This is a genomic window from Bilophila wadsworthia ATCC 49260 (genome assembly GCF_000701705.1).
GTDB classification, from domain to species: Bacteria; Desulfobacterota; Desulfovibrionia; order Desulfovibrionales; family Desulfovibrionaceae; genus Bilophila; species Bilophila wadsworthia.
The window spans coordinates 1-13,919 of record NZ_JNJP01000091.1 but is presented as its reverse complement, the minus strand read 5'-3'; the positions used below and the strand labels follow the sequence as shown (position 1 = coordinate 13,919).

Here is a 13,919-nt window from a genome sequence, read left to right as displayed (position 1 = left end):
GGGTTTGGGGAGGGGGAAGGGCCCCTTTTCCAAAAGGGGCCCTTCCCCCTCCCCAAGTCAACTTACGCCTTCGCCAAAGCCTGTTCCAGATCGGCGAGGATGTCCTTGATATTCTCGATGCCGACGGAGAGCCGCACCATGCCGGGGGTGATCCCGGCGCTGACAAGCTGCTCGTCGGTGAGCTGGCGGTGCGTGGAGCTGGCGGGATGCAGCACGCAGGTACGGATGTCCGCCACATGCACGAGCAGGGAGGCCATCTTGAGGCTGTCGATGAACCGGGCCCCGGCTTCGCGCCCGCCCTTGAGCGAGAAGGAAATCACGCCGCTGCACCCGTTGGGCAGGTATTTGGCGGCCCGCTCCTTGTAAGGGTTACCCTCCAGCGTGGGGTAGCTTACGGACTCGATCTTGTCGTGCTTCTCGAGCCAGTGGGCGACGGCATCGGCATTCTGGCTATGGCGCTCAATGCGCAGGGGCAGGGTTTCAAGGCCCTGATTGATCAGAAAGGCCCCGAACGGCGTCTGACAGGCACCCATATCCCGCATCATCTGCGTACGCGCCTTGACAATATAGGCAGCCTTGCCGAATGCCTGCGTATAGATGGTCCCGTGATAGGAGTCGTCGGGCTCGGTGAATTCCGGGAACTTGCCGTTCGTCCAGTCGAAGGTGCCGCCGTCCACAATCACCCCGCCCATTTGCAGGGCGTGCCCGTCCATGTATTTGGTGGTCGAATGCACCACGATGTCCGCCCCAAATTCAATGGGGCGGCACAGAACCGGCGTGGCGAACGTGTTGTCCACGATCAGCGGCACGCCGTTCCTATGGGCGATGCGGGCGAACTTTTCGATATCCAGCACTTCAATGCTCGGGTTGGCGATGGTCTCGCCGAACAGCGCCTTGGTGTTGGGGCGGAACGCGGCCTGAATCTCGTCTTCGGAGGCTTCCGGCGACACGAAAGTCACTTCAATGCCAAGCCTCTTGAGCGTCACGGCGAACAGGTTCAGCGAGCCGCCGTAGATGGCGGAGGAACTGACGATATGATCCCCGGCGGCGGCAAGGGTCAGGATGGAAAACGTGGTCGCGGCCTGCCCGGAAGCGGTGCACAACGCCCCTACCCCGCCTTCCAGCATGGCGATCTTCTGCTCGACGGCGTCCACGGTGGGATTGCCGAGACGGGTATAGAAGAACCCGGCTTCCTCAAGGTCGAACAGCTTGCTGACCTGCTCGGTGGACTCGTATTTGAACGTCGTGCTCTGACAGATGGGCAAGGTCTGCGGCTCGCCGTTTTTCGGGGAATACCCGGCATACAGGCATTGCGTTTCGATTTCCATTGTTCTCTCCGTTCAAGATGTTTCCCTCCGCAACCTGCGGACGGGGGCGCTTCGCATTCCCGGCGGCGTTTCCCGTGGGCATCCGTCCTTTCCGGACGGCGGGGCATCTCCGCCAAGGGGCCGTAAATGAAGCGTGTTGCCGCGTGAAGTGGAGGCTATATCACTATACCTTGATATGTCAATTTAAAAACCGCCTCTTCCGCCCGGATTCGACAATGCGGGCCGGGCGGAGTATGCTCTACTCGCTTTTTGTGCGGGATTTCCTCCTGTTGCGCCCCCCTTCCCCGCACAGCCCAAAGAGATCGGAGAAAGACGTGGATCAGAAACGAAACCGCAAGACGCCAAGCTGGTGCGGAAGCCGCAAACGCAAGGCCGCACGCACGCCATACGACGCCCGGATCACCGAATACGCCCATCAGGGGCACCTTGTCCCGCCCAGAAGCATCCTCAAAACGCCCGAACAAGTCGTGGGCATCCGCGAAAGCGGCAAGATCAACATCGCCGTGCTTGACCATGTGGCGGCGCACATCAAGGCGGGCATGACCACCGCCGAAATCGACAGGCTGGTTTTTGAAAAGACCAAGGAGCTTGGCGGCGTCCCCGCCCCGCTCGGCTACCGCGGGTTCCCCAAAAGCACCTGCACCTCCATCAATGAGGAAGTCTGCCACGGCATCCCCGCCGACGATGTGGCCCTCAAGGACGGCGACATCGTCAATGTGGACGTTTCGACCATCTACAACAGCTACTTTTCCGACTCCTCGCGGATGTTCTGCATCGGCACGGTCAGCAAGGAAAAGCGCCGGCTCGTGGACGTGGCCCGCGAATGCGTGGAGCTGGGATTGCAGGAAGTGAAGCCGTGGGGCTTCCTCGGCGACATGGGGCAGGCCGTGCACGACAACGCGAAAAAGCACGGCTACAGCGTGGTCCGCGAAGTGGGCGGGCACGGCGTGGGCATCCGGTTCCATGAGGAGCCCTTCGTCAGCTACGTCACCAAGCGCGGCACGGACATGCTGCTGGTTCCGGGCATGATCTTTACCATCGAGCCGATGATCAACATGGGCAAGGATGCCATTGTCCTGGACAAGGCGAACGGCTGGACGATCCGCACGGCGGACGGCGCGCCCTCCGCGCAGTGGGAAATCATGGTGCTGGTCACGGAAGACGGGCACGAAGTGCTGGCGTACTGAACTTTCATGGAGGCCGCCGTCCCGATCCGGGCGAAGGCGGCCGTCCCCAGCATCTCTTGCACCGTATCCGATACCGGCAGGCCCCCGCCTTTCATTGAGAAGGACAGGGAGTCCTTGCCGTACCACTGCCGCTCTGATACTGAGAGGCATACTGTCTTATGAAAGAGAGCCTGTTATGGAAACATCTGCCACCACGATTGTTGTCCCCCCGACGGCTGAGGAGCAACGCATCGCATCCATCGCCGATTCGATAAACCTCGCCGATCCCTCCCTGACCGTCACGTATGGGACGGAGGCCATGCAGGGCATCTCCCGGTTCGCGGACGATCTCCTTTCCCGCGTGCAGGCCAAGGATTCCGGGGAACTCGGCGAATCGCTCACCAACCTTATGCTCAAAGTGAAGGATGTGAACGTCTCGGAAGTCATGGGCTCGCCGGGGTTCCTCCAGTCGCTGCCGCTTGTGGGCTCGCTGTTCTCTTCCGCCAAGCGCACGGTGGCGAAGTTCAACACCCTTTCGGAACAGATCGAAATCATCGTCGACAAGCTGGACGAGGCCATGATCGGCCTGCTCCGCGACATCGAGACGCTTGAGATGCTCTATGAGCACAATGCGCGGTTCCACGCGGAATTGACGGCGTACATTGAAGCGGGCAAGCGCAAATTGGAAGAGGCGCGTACTGTGGAACTGCCGCGCCTCAAGGCGCAGGCGGATGCGTCCGGCGATCTCATGGAGGCGCAGCAAGTCCGCGACCTTTCGGAGCAGATCAACCGTTTCGAGCGGCGGTTGCACGATTTGCAGCTTTCGCGGACCATCACGGTGCAGACCGCGCCGCAGATACGCATCATCCAGAGCAACAACAGGACGCTGGCGGAAAAAATCCAGACCAGCATACTCGCCACCATCCCCATCTGGAAAAGCCAGATGGTCCTCGCCCTTTCCCTGCACGGTCAGAAGAACGCGGCGGCGCTTCAGAAGACCGTCTCCGACACGACCAACGACATGTTGCGCAGCAACGCGGAACTGCTCGAACAGGCCGCCGTCGATACGGCCCGCGAGGTGGAGCGTTCCGTGGTGGATATTGAAACGTTGCGCGAGGTGCACGAAAAGCTCATCGGCACCATAGAGGAAACCCTGCGTATCGCGCAGGAAGGCCGGGAACGGCGGGCGGCGGCTGAAAAAGAGCTGGCCGTCATGGAAACGGAACTCAAGGACAGGCTTACCTCGTTGGCCGCACGCAAAAGCCGGGAAGAAATCGCCGCCGCATCCGGAACGGAAACGCGGCAGAGCGCCCCCGGACAGGGCGGCATCGGCTCCAGGGTGTAATCCATGCACGAAGGCGAAAAGGAACATATGGTGGTCGGACCGAACGCCGAGGAACCGAAGGGTTCGTTTTGGGATGCGATACGTCGGTTCTTCAAGCGTATCCTCTTTCATATCAGCGCGTTCATCATTGGGGCGATTCTGTCTACCCATGTTCCGCAAATACATCCGGGCGAGGCCGCCCTTGGCGTCTACCTTGGCCTTATCTGCATCGTCGCGCGCGGCGCATCCCGGAAACCGTCGTGGATCGTCCCCGCCGTATCCGGCGCGGGGCTGGCCGTCTTGCTGATCCTTTTCGGTATGCCGTTCCCGTATGCGCTGTTCTGGGGAGGCTTGCAGTCATGGGTACAGCGCCTTCTGGTGAAATCCTTTCGCATGGGCACGGAATGGGTTCCGTTTTCTCTGTTGCTCATCATGGCCTTCTCAGTGAGGCAAACCCTTTCCCTGCCTCTTGCCATGCTGTTTTGCGCCCTCCTCGCCGGGGGACAGGGCGTCCTCTGGGCCTTGGCCCGCAAGCGTGCGGCGGAACTGGCACCCAAGCCCAAACCGGAACCGAAGCCAGAACCAGCCCCCTCCCCGGATGAACCGGCGTCCATGAAGGCATCCCGTACTTCCCTCGCGGAACTTGAATGCAAGCTGCCCGGCCTCCCTGCGGAGACGCAAGCCTCCGTGCGCGCCATCATGCAATCCGCCAACAACATTCTGGGCTGCATGGCTACTGATCCGCGAGATGTGGATCACGGCGCGCGTTTCCTCAAGCGCTACCTCGCCGCCACCCACGGCATCGTGGATACGCACCTGCGTTTCGCCCACGACAAAGACATATCCCCGGATGTCGCCAGCGCCCTTGCCCGGAGCAACGACATGCTCGCCCGGTTGAAGGTCGCCTTTGCCAAGGAGCACGCCCTGCTCCTGCAAAACGACGTCACCGATTTCTCCGCCGACCTCAAGACGCTCGACACGCTGCTCAAAATGGACGGCAACTAGAAGACTAACCGGAATATCCGCTGCAAACGGAACAAAACGAAGCGGGCCGATGAGAATATTCATCGGCCCGCTTTATTTTGCACGGAACGGCGCCACGGAAAAGGCTCTCACTCCTGCGGGGAGACATGATTTGATAAGGCTTGTTCTGTCCGCAACAAAAGTGTGGAGGCGGGAACCCCATACATTTCACCCAACAAAATGAGCACGTTTATTGAGGGAAGAATGATGCCCCTCTCCATGCGAGATACGTAGGATCGCTCTGTCCCAAGAGCTATGGCTACTTGCTCTTGAGAAAGCTTGAGAATGGATTTCCGGGCTTTCTTCAGTTGCTCACCAAGAGCGGCTTTGAGGTAGGGAACTTTTTTCACTATGCTGTCGATTTTCCAAAGCTATTCAGTCAAGGCTGCTCCCTACCCCCCTCAGGCTCTTCTATCACGGGGATGGAGGGCATCAGCTCAACTGTTTTACGGAATAATATACAAGGCTCTATCTCAAGAGCATGGGCGATCACCACAATTGTGGAAAGTACAGGCTCGTTTTCACCTTTTTCCAGCTTGGCCAACTGCTGTGGGGTGCGCCCGATCAATTTTGCCAAACGATAGCGTGAAACACCTTGCTCTATCCGGGCAGCAAGAACAACTTCTCCAAAAGGGCATGGCGTTCTTTCAGTTTTCTCACTCAACAGGCACCATCGGCTCTTGTTGGGCACTCATGGCTTTTGCCGCCTCATTCACCAAAGTTCCCGGCTCCATGCCCAGCGCGTGGGCGAGCAAAATCAGCGCTGAAAGTTGGGGTTCCCTTTCACCGCGTTCAATTTGGCTGATCTGCTGAATGGAACGCCCTGCCAGCCGTGCAAGCCGGTATTGCGTGATACCACGCTCTTCACGGGCGGTTACGAGAATTTTTCCAAACGGGCATGGAGAAGATTTCTTACTCATCTTCTTCCAAGCGCATCAGCCGATCCATTTCGTTCAGCAAGTCACCGGGAGAAACGCCAAGCCCCCGTCCAAGACGAATGATCATCCGGGCTTTGGGCTCTCGCTTGGAGTTTTCAAGCTTATTCAGGTATTCCTCAGCGATACCTGTTCTTTTGGCAAGCTGGTATTGCGATATCTGGAGAGACTCCCGGATATTGACAAGTGCAGATCCGAACAGACATTGCTTTACAGTTCCTGCTCTCATATTCTTTTTTTTACTTTTATTGTCTCCAGCTTCTCACTAAAAATATCAAAAAAGACTCCAGCATCAACACCTGTAGCCATAACCAACTTTACAGCGTTGATAATACCAGGCAATTGCGTTCCTTTTTCCACCTTCTGGAGACTTCTATGATCATACTTTGCTATGGAAGAAATATAATTTTGGGAAAGTTTTGTAACAGATCTACATTGCGAAAGGAGCATTCCAAAAATTTCCGCTTCTTCGAGTGGTGTCAGAACGGAATTCAACTGCTCCTGAAATTCTTTTTGGGATAGCGATGGAATTTTTGATACATCGATACAATGAGATAAAAGAGAGGCTAGCTCCATAAAGAAGCTTTGTATGTCGGCATTTACGGCAAGAAGCATTTTTACGGCAAGAATAACGTTAGGCTCTTGATTTCCCGCTTCTACTTGATTCACATTACTGAGATGTGTCCCTGCTCTGACGGAAATCTCCCACTGCGAAAGAGCGGTTTGAGAACGAGCCTCCTGAAAAAGGCTACCGAATATGCATACTTTCTTAGTCATGCCATAGCAGATGCCTCAAAATTTTAAATCATACCAGATGGCTAAAATCATACTTGGTATTCACCCAATTTGAGGCAAAAAAAACCATAACTGCTCAAAAAACTGTCCCGGCGGTACATCGATCGCAGCAACCAATTTCACCGCAGTCGTTACCAGAGGCTCTTGTTCTCCCTTCTCAACACGTTGCAGGCTTCTTAAATCATAATGGATATTCTTTGCTATGCGCTTTTGAGACACTCCTCTCTGTAATCGACAGTACCGCAGCAACTCCCCATAACCGGAAACCTCATGAGGTTCGGGAGTGCGGGAAAACATGTCCTCCTTTAGAGATTCGAAAAGGTACGGGGCTATTCGCTCAGAAGATGTGCACAGCTTCATTTCTTCAGTTAATTTCGAAAAAAAAGAGTTTAAATCTACATCACATGCGGCAACAAGCCGTACCGCCACATGGACGCGTGGCTCTTGATGGCCTGCTTCAATTTGGTTGACATTGCTCAGATGAGTTCCGGCTTTAACAGAGACAATCCACTGTGAAAGTCCACTGTTCATCCGAACATCTCGAAATAACTGACTAAAAATATACGCTTTTTTACTCATTAAAAATAATTGCCAGAAAATATCGAATCAGGCTAGACGGTCTAAACCACGCTTTGAATTAACCCAACAACATTATATTTTCTGAACTAAGGATGATTTATTTAAACTCTTTTTATCAACGGAGAGAGCAAGTTGAATCTTCTTTATGAAGAGACGATGGCTCGGATTAAAACCGTGTCGCGCACCCAGACACAGACCGAACTAGCCAAGTTACTTGAAGTCAGCCAATCCAGCGTAGCCGAAGCCAAGAGACGGCAATCCATCCCGGCGGACTGGTACCTGAAATTGTTTGAAAAACTGGGAGTGAATCCCGATTGGCTCAAGAAAGGCAACGGCCCGGTATACCTGCGCACAGAGGCCGGATACGTCCCCAGCGACGGGGACGGGCCGCCCATAGATCCCGGCTTGTTGGGATCGCCTCTGGCGCAATCGGCGCTTGCCCCGGTGTACGCCATGTGCGGCGACAGCACGAAAACCGCCTCACCAGCGGCGGCACTTCAACCGATAGGAAAGATCGCCCTCCCCAAGCCATACGCCCGAGAAGGGATCATCGTTCTGGAAATGGACAACGAATCAGCCGCCCCCACAGCGCGCTGCGGCGCTTATGTCGGCATCGACACAGCCGCAAGCCATCCCGCAAGCGGAGAACTGTTTGCGGTACTGCTTCCCTATGAAGGGATCATCTTGAGAAGGCTGGCTTGGGATCGGAAGGAAAAATGCTTTGTGCTGCGGGCGGAAAACCCCGCTTACCCGGAAATTCGGATTCAGGAAGACCTGACGGGCCGGATTCTTGGACGGCTGGCGTGGGTCATGCAGAAAGTCTAGGCGGGGAATTGCTGAAGTCAGGGCTTATCCGAAAAGCATAGGGACAGGATACGTGCAGCCTCTATATACTGCGTCTGACACCTAGTCCTCATCAAACAAGTCCTTGATGTTGACATCCAAGACCTTAGCCAATGCGTCAAGCGTGGACAGTTTGCATTCATAAATCAAGGTTCCCCGAGCCCTGTTTATCGTCTCTCCCGCGACGCCGGAAAGCTCCGCAAGACGCCGATACGTCAGTTTTTTCTCTTTCATCAGTTTGGCAAGATTGCTTTTCACCATCCCTGTATCCCCCTGCGCGAGCGGCTTGCCGTGTTTTTCGAGTGCTCTTGGCAATAAAAAAATCCATAACCGCTTTATTTCAAGCTGTTATGGACTACTTTGAAAAATATGGAAAGAGTTTTGGCGGAAGGGGAGGGATTTGAACCCCCGGACGCCTCACGACGTCAACGGTTTTCAAGACCGCCGCATTAAGCCGCTCTGCCACCCTTCCGCTCATGCCGCTCGTCAAGCGAACGACAAGTACTGAACGTCATAAAGCGGAGCGGCCCGTGGGTCAAGTGGAAACAGAGGCGCCTCCCCGCCGCCGAACCGCCTTGTTTTTCCCTTCCTTCCCTTGCTGTTCCCGTGGAAGCTTTCGATTTCATAAAAATCTCATACCGTTTTTTTACATTTTTTTAGCCTTTCCAACACGGGTGATATATTGTACGGTATGACGATTTTGACAGAATTCGCATACTTCGAGAAAAAAAGCACATTTCGGACCCACCCAGAATCTCCTGAAAAAGGAATGCGTTCCGCAAGAACGCTTTTCAGGAACCACATGCTTTTTTGATCGGACGTTTTTTGTCAGGACGGCATGTTCGGCCGGCGGCGGCCGACCGGGGCCACATGTTGCCAAGCGCTTGCCATGCCTTGCGTCTTGACACGTGTTTGCCCGGTCGCCTACACCATGATGACGGTGAAAAAGCGCGTCCGTTCCCCTGTGGGAAGAGGCGCCAAGGACGGTTTTCCTGTCTCATGACGTGTCGCGGCCAAGAGGCGAATGGTTTTCAGCAACACAACCATTTCAAGAGGCGAAGGGTATGGAGGATAGGCAGAACAACGCGCCTTCCCACGAGAAGGCCCGCAGTCTGGCAAAACGACTTGAATTCGGTCCCGCACCGTTCATCGTCGGTCTTGTCGTTGCGCTCGTGTTTGGCTGGTGGATTTTCCCGGAACTTTTGTTCAGCAGACAGGATCAACCCGTGCAGTTCAGCCATGAGACGCATCTCAAGGATGCTTCTCTGGACTGCTCGGTCTGTCACCATCTCCGTGCGGACGGGACGTTCGACGCCCTGCCCTCTACAAAGGACTGTGCTGTCTGCCATTCGCAGATGCTCGGCAAAAGCGAGGCCGAACGGGTCTTCTTCAACGAATACGTCAAGAAGGGCAAGGAAGTGGACTGGAAAGTCTACCAGAAGCAGCCTGACAACGTGTTCTTCAGCCATGCCGTGCACTCGCTGGCAACCTGTAACAACTGTCATGAGTTCTCCGAGCGGGAGCTTTGCTCCACGTGCCATCTCGACATGGCTTCCAGCAAAAAGCCGCCCGTGTTCCGCGAGAACAGGATCTCCGGCTACAGCCAGAACACCATGAAGATGTGGCAGTGCGAAGCATGTCATGCCAATCCCAATCACCTTGGCAGCACCAATGCCAGCAACGCATGCTTTGTCTGCCACAAGTAAGGAGACGCCAATGCTTGACAGACGAGGCTTTCTGAAATTCATCGGCGGGGCCGCCGTGGGTACGCTGGCGACTCCTGTGGTCTGGAAGGGTTTGGACGACATCTCCATCTGGTCGCAAAACTGGCCGTGGATCCCTTCCCTGCAATACGGCAATCACGAAAACACCTATGTCCGCACGGTCAGCAAGCTCTGTCCCGCCGCCGGAGCCACCAAAATCCGTCTCGTGGGCGGACGTCCCGTGCGCGTCCTCAGCGATCCCGAGAGCCCGCTTGGCGGCGGCGTCTCCGCGCTGGCCGTCACCGAAGTCCAGATGCGCTACAGCCCGGCCCGCCTCAAACGGCCCCTGCTCCGCAACTCGGACGGCGGCTACAGGGAAATCACCTGGGAAGAGGCTGAAAAGCTGCTGCTCGAAAAACTCGCCGCAGCCAAGAAACAGACCGAGCACGACAGCGTGGTCTGCATTTCCGGCGACGAAAACGGCACCATGAATGAACTGCTCGCGGGCTTCGCCGCCCAGACCGGTTCGGGCCGCTTCTTTGCCATGCCCAGTGACGCACAGGCCACCGCGCAGGCGTGGAAGCTCATGGGCGGACGTGGGCGCGTCGGCTTCGACATCCCCAACAGCGACTACGTGTTCGCCGTCGGCGCGAACGTGCTGGAAACGTGGGGCTCGGTGGTCGTCAACCGCCACGCGTGGGGACAGGCCCGTCCCGCGGGCGCCGAACCCGCCATGCGTCTGGCCTATGCCGGGCCCGTGCAGAACAACACGGCCGCGGGCGCCGATCTCTGGCTGCCCATCAAGCCCGGCACGGAGCTGTTCCTGCTCCTCGGCGTCGCCCGCCAGCTCATCAAGGACGGCGTGGCCGCCCCCGCCGGAGGGCTGGATGACTTCGCGGCGCTGGTCGCCAAGTGGACCCCGGAAAAAGTCTGCGAAATCACGGGCCTCATGCCCGAACGTTTCACCGCCGTCGTCGACGGGCTCAAAAAGGCCAAGAAGCCTCTCGTGGTCGTCGGTTCCGACATGGATCAGGGCGGCGGCACCGGCCCTGTCCGCATCGGCATGGCGATCAACATGCTCCTCGACCGCGTGAATAAGGAAGGCGGGATGCGCATGATCCCGCTGGCCCCCCCGGCGGTCAACGGCGCGGCGTCCTACGATGTGCTCATGCAGGGCGATCTCGTCCGCTACGCCGCCGACATGGCGCAGGGGAACATGCCCGAAGTGGGCGTGCTCATGGTCTACGAGGCCAACCCCGTCTATGCCCTGCCCGGCAAGGACATTGAAGCCGTCTTCAAGAAAAGCGACTTCTCGGTGGCCTTCACCTGCTTCTTCGACGAAACCGCCCGCCGCTGCGCTCTCGTGCTGCCCAACGCCCTCGGCCTCGAACGCTACGACGACGTGGCCGAGCCCTTCAGCTACGGCAAGTTCGTGTACGCGCTGGTCCGCCCGGTGGCCGAGCCGCTCTATCAGGCCCGCCCCGCCGGCGACGTGGTCATCGACATGGCCTACAAGCTCGGCATCAACCTCGGCGTTTCCGACGTCGTGACCATGCTCAAGGCCAAAGCCTTCAACATCGGCGCCGACTGGGGTTCCCTGAGCGACGGCAACGTCTACGTCAGCGACATTGTGGTCCCCAACAAGACGTTGGCCTACCGCTTCAGTCCCGACGACCTCGCTCTCGTCGAGAAGGCCGAAGCCGCCGCTGCCTCCTCCGGCAAGGAGCTGGCCGTGGCCTTCGTGAGCAAGCTTGGCCTCGGTACGCCCGAAACCGCCATTCCGCCCTTCAACACCAAGCTCATCACTGACGATGAGCTGGACAAGAACATGCTCGTCGCCGCCGTCAACGGGGCCACGCTCAAGAAGCTCGGCCTGTACGAGGGCAACCGCATCGTCCTGACCAGCAAGGCCGGGAAGGTTATGGCGAAGATCCGCGTCTTCGAAGGCGTGACCAACGATACCGTAGCTTTGACCATGGGCTTCGGGCATACGGCTTTCGGAGAGTTCAACGACGGCAAGGGCATGGATGTTATGGCCCTCGTCACGCCCTCTTCCGAACCCGGCTCCGGCCTCTCCGTCTGGAACGATACCCGCGTGAACGTCGCCCAAGCATAAGGATTCGTAATCATGTCCGAAGTGAAAGAATTCGACATCAAATGGACGATGGTCGTCGATCTTGACAAGTGCACGGGCTGCGGCGCCTGCATGGTGGCCTGTCAGGCCGAAAACAATGTCGCCCCCAACCCCGACGGCACGAACAAGGTCCGCTCCATCAACTGGATGAAGGTGTATCGCCTCTCCAACCACAAACCGTTCCCGGAACACGACACGGCCTACCTGCCCCGCCCCTGTATGCAGTGCGGGAAGCCCTCCTGCGTGTCCGTCTGCCCCGTCGTCGCCACCGACAAGAACGAGGACGGCGGCATCGTCAGCCAGATCTATCCCCGCTGCATCGGCTGCCGGTACTGCATGGCCTCATGCCCTTACCATGCCCGTTATTTCAACTGGTATGATCCGATCTGGCCGGAAGGCATGGAAAAGACCCTCACCCCGGACGTTTCCGTGCGTCCCCGCGGCGTGGTGGAAAAATGCACCTTCTGCCATCACCGTTGGATGAAGGCCAAGGACAAGGCCATCGCCGAGGGACGCAACCCCTATGAGCTGGCCGACGGGGAGTATGTGACTTCCTGCACCGAGGTATGCCCCAACGGCGCGATCTCCTTCGGCGATTCCAAGAATCCCGAACACAAGGTGTACGAGCTGATCCGAAGCCCCCACGCCTTCCGCCTTCTGGAGCGCCTGGGGACCGACCCGCAGGTGTACTACCTGAGCAAGCGCGAATGGGTGCGCCGTCAGGGCGACAACTACCTGGAAAACGAAAAGACCAAGGGGTAGGTCAATGGAAGTGAAAAACTACAACCAGCCCGTCGACGCCTCCCTCTTCCCTGAAGGGTGCCCGCGTTGTTCGCTGCTGAAATTCCTGCTGCATCTTGTTCCCGTGGCCGCGGTCGGCCTGTGGGGCGCTTATGCCGCCTTCCGCGTCCTGGCCCACGGCCTCGGCGAGACCGGCCTTGACGACTACTTCGGGTTCGGCCTCTGGATCACCTTCGACCTCGCCGTCATCGCCCTCGGCGCGGGCGCGTTCTTCACCGGCGCGCTGCGCTACCTGCTGAACATCGACGCCTTGAAGAACATCATCAACCTGACGGTCGTGGTGGGCTTCCTGTGCTACTCCGGCGCTATGCTGGTGCTCGTTCTCGATATCGGCCAGCCGCTCCGCGCATGGTTCGGCTACTGGCATCCGAACGTCCACTCCATGCTGACCGAAGTCATCTTCTGCATCACCTGCTACTGCACCGTACTCATCATCGAGTACGTGCCTCTGGCACTGGAAAACCGGCAGCTGGCGAAGAACAAGCTCGCCCACGCCATCGCCCACAACTTCCACCTGATCATGCCCCTGTTCGCGGGCATCGGCGCCTTCCTGTCCACGTTCCACCAAGGCTCCCTCGGCGGCATGTACGGCGTGCTCTTCGGCCGTCCCTACATCCTGCGTGACGGGTTCTTCATCTGGCCGTGGACGTTCTTCCTGTACATCCTCTCCGCCGTGGGTTCCGGCCCCATGTTCACCGTGCTCGTCTGCACGTTCATGGAAAAGCTCACCGGCCGCAAGCTCGTCTCCTGGGACGTGAAGCAGCTCATGGGCAAAATCGCCGGGACGATGTTCACCATCTACATGGTGTTCAAGCTGATCGACACAGCCGGTTGGGTCATGGACATCCTGCCCCGCTCCGGCATGACCTTCGATCAGATGTTCCACGGCTGGATCTACGGCAAGTGGCTCCTCTTCGCCGAACTCGTAGTCTGCGGCGTCCTGCCCGCATACCTCCTCTTCTCGAAGAAGTGCCGCTCCAACCCGGCGCTGTTCTACCTTGGCGGCATCCTCGCCTGCGTCGGCGTGACCATCAACCGTTACGTCATGACCGTTCAGGCCCTCGCCATCCCGGTCATGCCCTTCGACACGTGGGAATTCTACAATCCCAACTGGGCCGAATGGGGCGCGTCCTTCATGGTCATCGCCTACTCGTGGCTTTGCCTTGCCATCTCTTACCGCTATCTTCCCATGTTCCCGCAGGAACGTGAGCTGAACAAGTAGCAAAACTGGGGAGGGGAGAGGGAACCCTTCTTCAGAAGGGCTTCCCTCTCCCCTCCCCAGACCCCA

General features: G+C 57.7%; 16 protein-coding genes and 1 tRNA gene. 8 read left to right on the top strand and 9 right to left on the bottom strand.

Translation table 11 applies throughout. The features are described from left to right. Nucleotides 1–62: 62 nt before the first annotated feature. Nucleotides 63–1,328, bottom strand: coding sequence for an O-acetylhomoserine aminocarboxypropyltransferase/cysteine synthase family protein (locus T370_RS0118745; protein ID WP_029436653.1), 1,266 nt, complete (start codon nucleotides 1,326–1,328; stop codon nucleotides 63–65). A 314-nt stretch (nucleotides 1,329–1,642) separates the two neighbouring features. Between T370_RS0118745 and T370_RS0118740 the strand changes: the two genes are divergently transcribed. The 3 genes from T370_RS0118740 (at nucleotide 1,643) to T370_RS0118730 (ending at nucleotide 4,823) form a co-directional block, all read left to right on the top strand. Continuing rightward, nucleotides 1,643–2,515 carry a methionyl aminopeptidase gene (locus tag T370_RS0118740; protein WP_029436652.1) on the top strand — a complete coding sequence of 291 codons (873 nt, stop codon included), beginning with the start codon at nucleotides 1,643–1,645 and terminating at the stop codon, nucleotides 2,513–2,515. Between the two features lie 175 nt (nucleotides 2,516–2,690). Then, complete coding sequence (locus T370_RS0118735) at nucleotides 2,691–3,839, top strand: toxic anion resistance protein (RefSeq protein WP_029436651.1); 1,149 nt, start codon at nucleotides 2,691–2,693, stop codon at nucleotides 3,837–3,839. Nucleotides 3,840–3,842: 3 nt separating this feature from the next. Beyond that, the gene (locus tag T370_RS0118730) at nucleotides 3,843–4,823 is read left to right on the top strand and encodes a 5-bromo-4-chloroindolyl phosphate hydrolysis family protein (protein WP_029436650.1); all 981 of its coding nucleotides are present in this window, start codon (nucleotides 3,843–3,845) and stop codon (nucleotides 4,821–4,823) included. A 107-nt stretch (nucleotides 4,824–4,930) separates the two neighbouring features. Here the strand turns inward: T370_RS0118730 and T370_RS26340 are convergent, their stop codons facing one another. From T370_RS26340 to T370_RS0118710, 6 genes are read right to left on the bottom strand one after another with little or no spacing between them, the layout of a single operon-like run. Further along, entirely contained in the window at nucleotides 4,931–5,191 is a 261-nt protein-coding gene (locus T370_RS26340) for a helix-turn-helix domain-containing protein (RefSeq protein ID WP_162177151.1), read from the bottom strand. A gap of 29 nt (nucleotides 5,192–5,220) precedes the next feature. Continuing rightward, the gene (locus T370_RS24595) at nucleotides 5,221–5,505 is read right to left on the bottom strand and encodes a helix-turn-helix domain-containing protein (protein ID WP_162177150.1); all 285 of its coding nucleotides are present in this window, start codon (nucleotides 5,503–5,505) and stop codon (nucleotides 5,221–5,223) included. Next, nucleotides 5,498–5,761: a helix-turn-helix domain-containing protein gene (locus T370_RS0118725; protein WP_081847599.1), complete on the bottom strand. Its 264-nt coding sequence runs from the start codon at nucleotides 5,759–5,761 to the stop codon at nucleotides 5,498–5,500. The genes T370_RS24595 and T370_RS0118725 overlap by 8 nt, the downstream gene beginning before the upstream one ends. Further along, nucleotides 5,754–6,005 (bottom strand): helix-turn-helix domain-containing protein, encoded by a 252-nt coding sequence (locus T370_RS0118720; protein ID WP_029436648.1) that lies wholly within the window; start codon nucleotides 6,003–6,005, stop codon nucleotides 5,754–5,756. Before T370_RS0118720 ends, T370_RS0118725 begins: the two co-directional genes overlap by 8 nt. Next, nucleotides 6,002–6,553 carry a transcriptional regulator gene (locus T370_RS0118715; RefSeq protein WP_029436647.1) on the bottom strand — a complete coding sequence of 184 codons (552 nt, stop codon included), beginning with the start codon at nucleotides 6,551–6,553 and terminating at the stop codon, nucleotides 6,002–6,004. The genes T370_RS0118720 and T370_RS0118715 overlap by 4 nt, the downstream gene beginning before the upstream one ends. 60 nt (nucleotides 6,554–6,613) lie before the next feature. Then, a complete protein-coding gene (locus T370_RS0118710; protein ID WP_248604289.1) occupies nucleotides 6,614–7,102 on the bottom strand; it encodes a helix-turn-helix transcriptional regulator in 489 nt (162 codons plus the stop codon). A gap of 180 nt (nucleotides 7,103–7,282) precedes the next feature. On the opposite strand from T370_RS0118710, the gene T370_RS0118705 reads away from it, so the two are divergent. Continuing rightward, nucleotides 7,283–7,975: a LexA family transcriptional regulator gene (locus tag T370_RS0118705; RefSeq protein ID WP_051643908.1), complete on the top strand. Its 693-nt coding sequence runs from the start codon at nucleotides 7,283–7,285 to the stop codon at nucleotides 7,973–7,975. Nucleotides 7,976–8,056: 81 nt separating this feature from the next. Here the strand turns inward: T370_RS0118705 and T370_RS0118700 are convergent, their stop codons facing one another. After that, entirely contained in the window at nucleotides 8,057–8,308 is a 252-nt protein-coding gene (locus T370_RS0118700; protein WP_248604288.1) for a helix-turn-helix domain-containing protein, read from the bottom strand. A gap of 67 nt (nucleotides 8,309–8,375) precedes the next feature. After that, a tRNA-Ser gene (locus tag T370_RS0118695) sits at nucleotides 8,376–8,465 on the bottom strand. Between the two features lie 592 nt (nucleotides 8,466–9,057). Here T370_RS0118695 and qrcA point away from each other — a divergent pair. Genes qrcA through qrcD form a run of 4 tightly spaced genes read left to right on the top strand, consistent with a single transcriptional unit; the run spans nucleotide 9,058 to nucleotide 13,853 of the window. Continuing rightward, the gene (gene qrcA, locus T370_RS0118690; protein ID WP_005027967.1) at nucleotides 9,058–9,699 is read left to right on the top strand and encodes a menaquinone reductase multiheme cytochrome c subunit QrcA; all 642 of its coding nucleotides are present in this window, start codon (nucleotides 9,058–9,060) and stop codon (nucleotides 9,697–9,699) included. 10 nt (nucleotides 9,700–9,709) lie between these two features. Continuing rightward, nucleotides 9,710–11,812: a menaquinone reductase molybdopterin-binding-like subunit QrcB gene (gene qrcB / locus T370_RS0118685; RefSeq protein WP_029436643.1), complete on the top strand. Its 2,103-nt coding sequence runs from the start codon at nucleotides 9,710–9,712 to the stop codon at nucleotides 11,810–11,812. Nucleotides 11,813–11,824: 12 nt separating this feature from the next. Next, entirely contained in the window at nucleotides 11,825–12,592 is a 768-nt protein-coding gene (gene qrcC / locus T370_RS0118680; protein ID WP_005027971.1) for a menaquinone reductase iron-sulfur cluster-binding subunit QrcC, read from the top strand. Nucleotides 12,593–12,596: 4 nt separating this feature from the next. Beyond that, nucleotides 12,597–13,853 carry a menaquinone reductase integral membrane subunit QrcD gene (gene qrcD / locus T370_RS0118675; protein WP_029436642.1) on the top strand — a complete coding sequence of 419 codons (1,257 nt, stop codon included), beginning with the start codon at nucleotides 12,597–12,599 and terminating at the stop codon, nucleotides 13,851–13,853. Nucleotides 13,854–13,919: the final 66 nt, after the last annotated feature.

Coding starts and splice junctions, on each gene's coding strand:
- T370_RS0118730 (WP_029436650.1), top strand. CDS start 3,843: ATGCACGAAGGCGAAAAGGAACATATGGTGGTCGGACCGAACGCCGAG.
- qrcC (WP_005027971.1), top strand. CDS start 11,825: ATGTCCGAAGTGAAAGAATTCGACATCAAATGGACGATGGTCGTCGAT.
- T370_RS0118710 (WP_248604289.1), bottom strand. CDS start 7,102: ATGAACAGTGGACTTTCACAGTGGATTGTCTCTGTTAAAGCCGGAACT.
- T370_RS0118745 (WP_029436653.1), bottom strand. CDS start 1,328: ATGGAAATCGAAACGCAATGCCTGTATGCCGGGTATTCCCCGAAAAAC.
- qrcD (WP_029436642.1), top strand. CDS start 12,597: ATGGAAGTGAAAAACTACAACCAGCCCGTCGACGCCTCCCTCTTCCCT.
- T370_RS0118735 (WP_029436651.1), top strand. CDS start 2,691: ATGGAAACATCTGCCACCACGATTGTTGTCCCCCCGACGGCTGAGGAG.
- qrcB (WP_029436643.1), top strand. CDS start 9,710: ATGCTTGACAGACGAGGCTTTCTGAAATTCATCGGCGGGGCCGCCGTG.
- T370_RS0118720 (WP_029436648.1), bottom strand. CDS start 6,005: ATGAGAGCAGGAACTGTAAAGCAATGTCTGTTCGGATCTGCACTTGTC.
- qrcA (WP_005027967.1), top strand. CDS start 9,058: ATGGAGGATAGGCAGAACAACGCGCCTTCCCACGAGAAGGCCCGCAGT.
- T370_RS0118715 (WP_029436647.1), bottom strand. CDS start 6,553: ATGACTAAGAAAGTATGCATATTCGGTAGCCTTTTTCAGGAGGCTCGT.
- T370_RS0118725 (WP_081847599.1), bottom strand. CDS start 5,761: ATGAGTAAGAAATCTTCTCCATGCCCGTTTGGAAAAATTCTCGTAACC.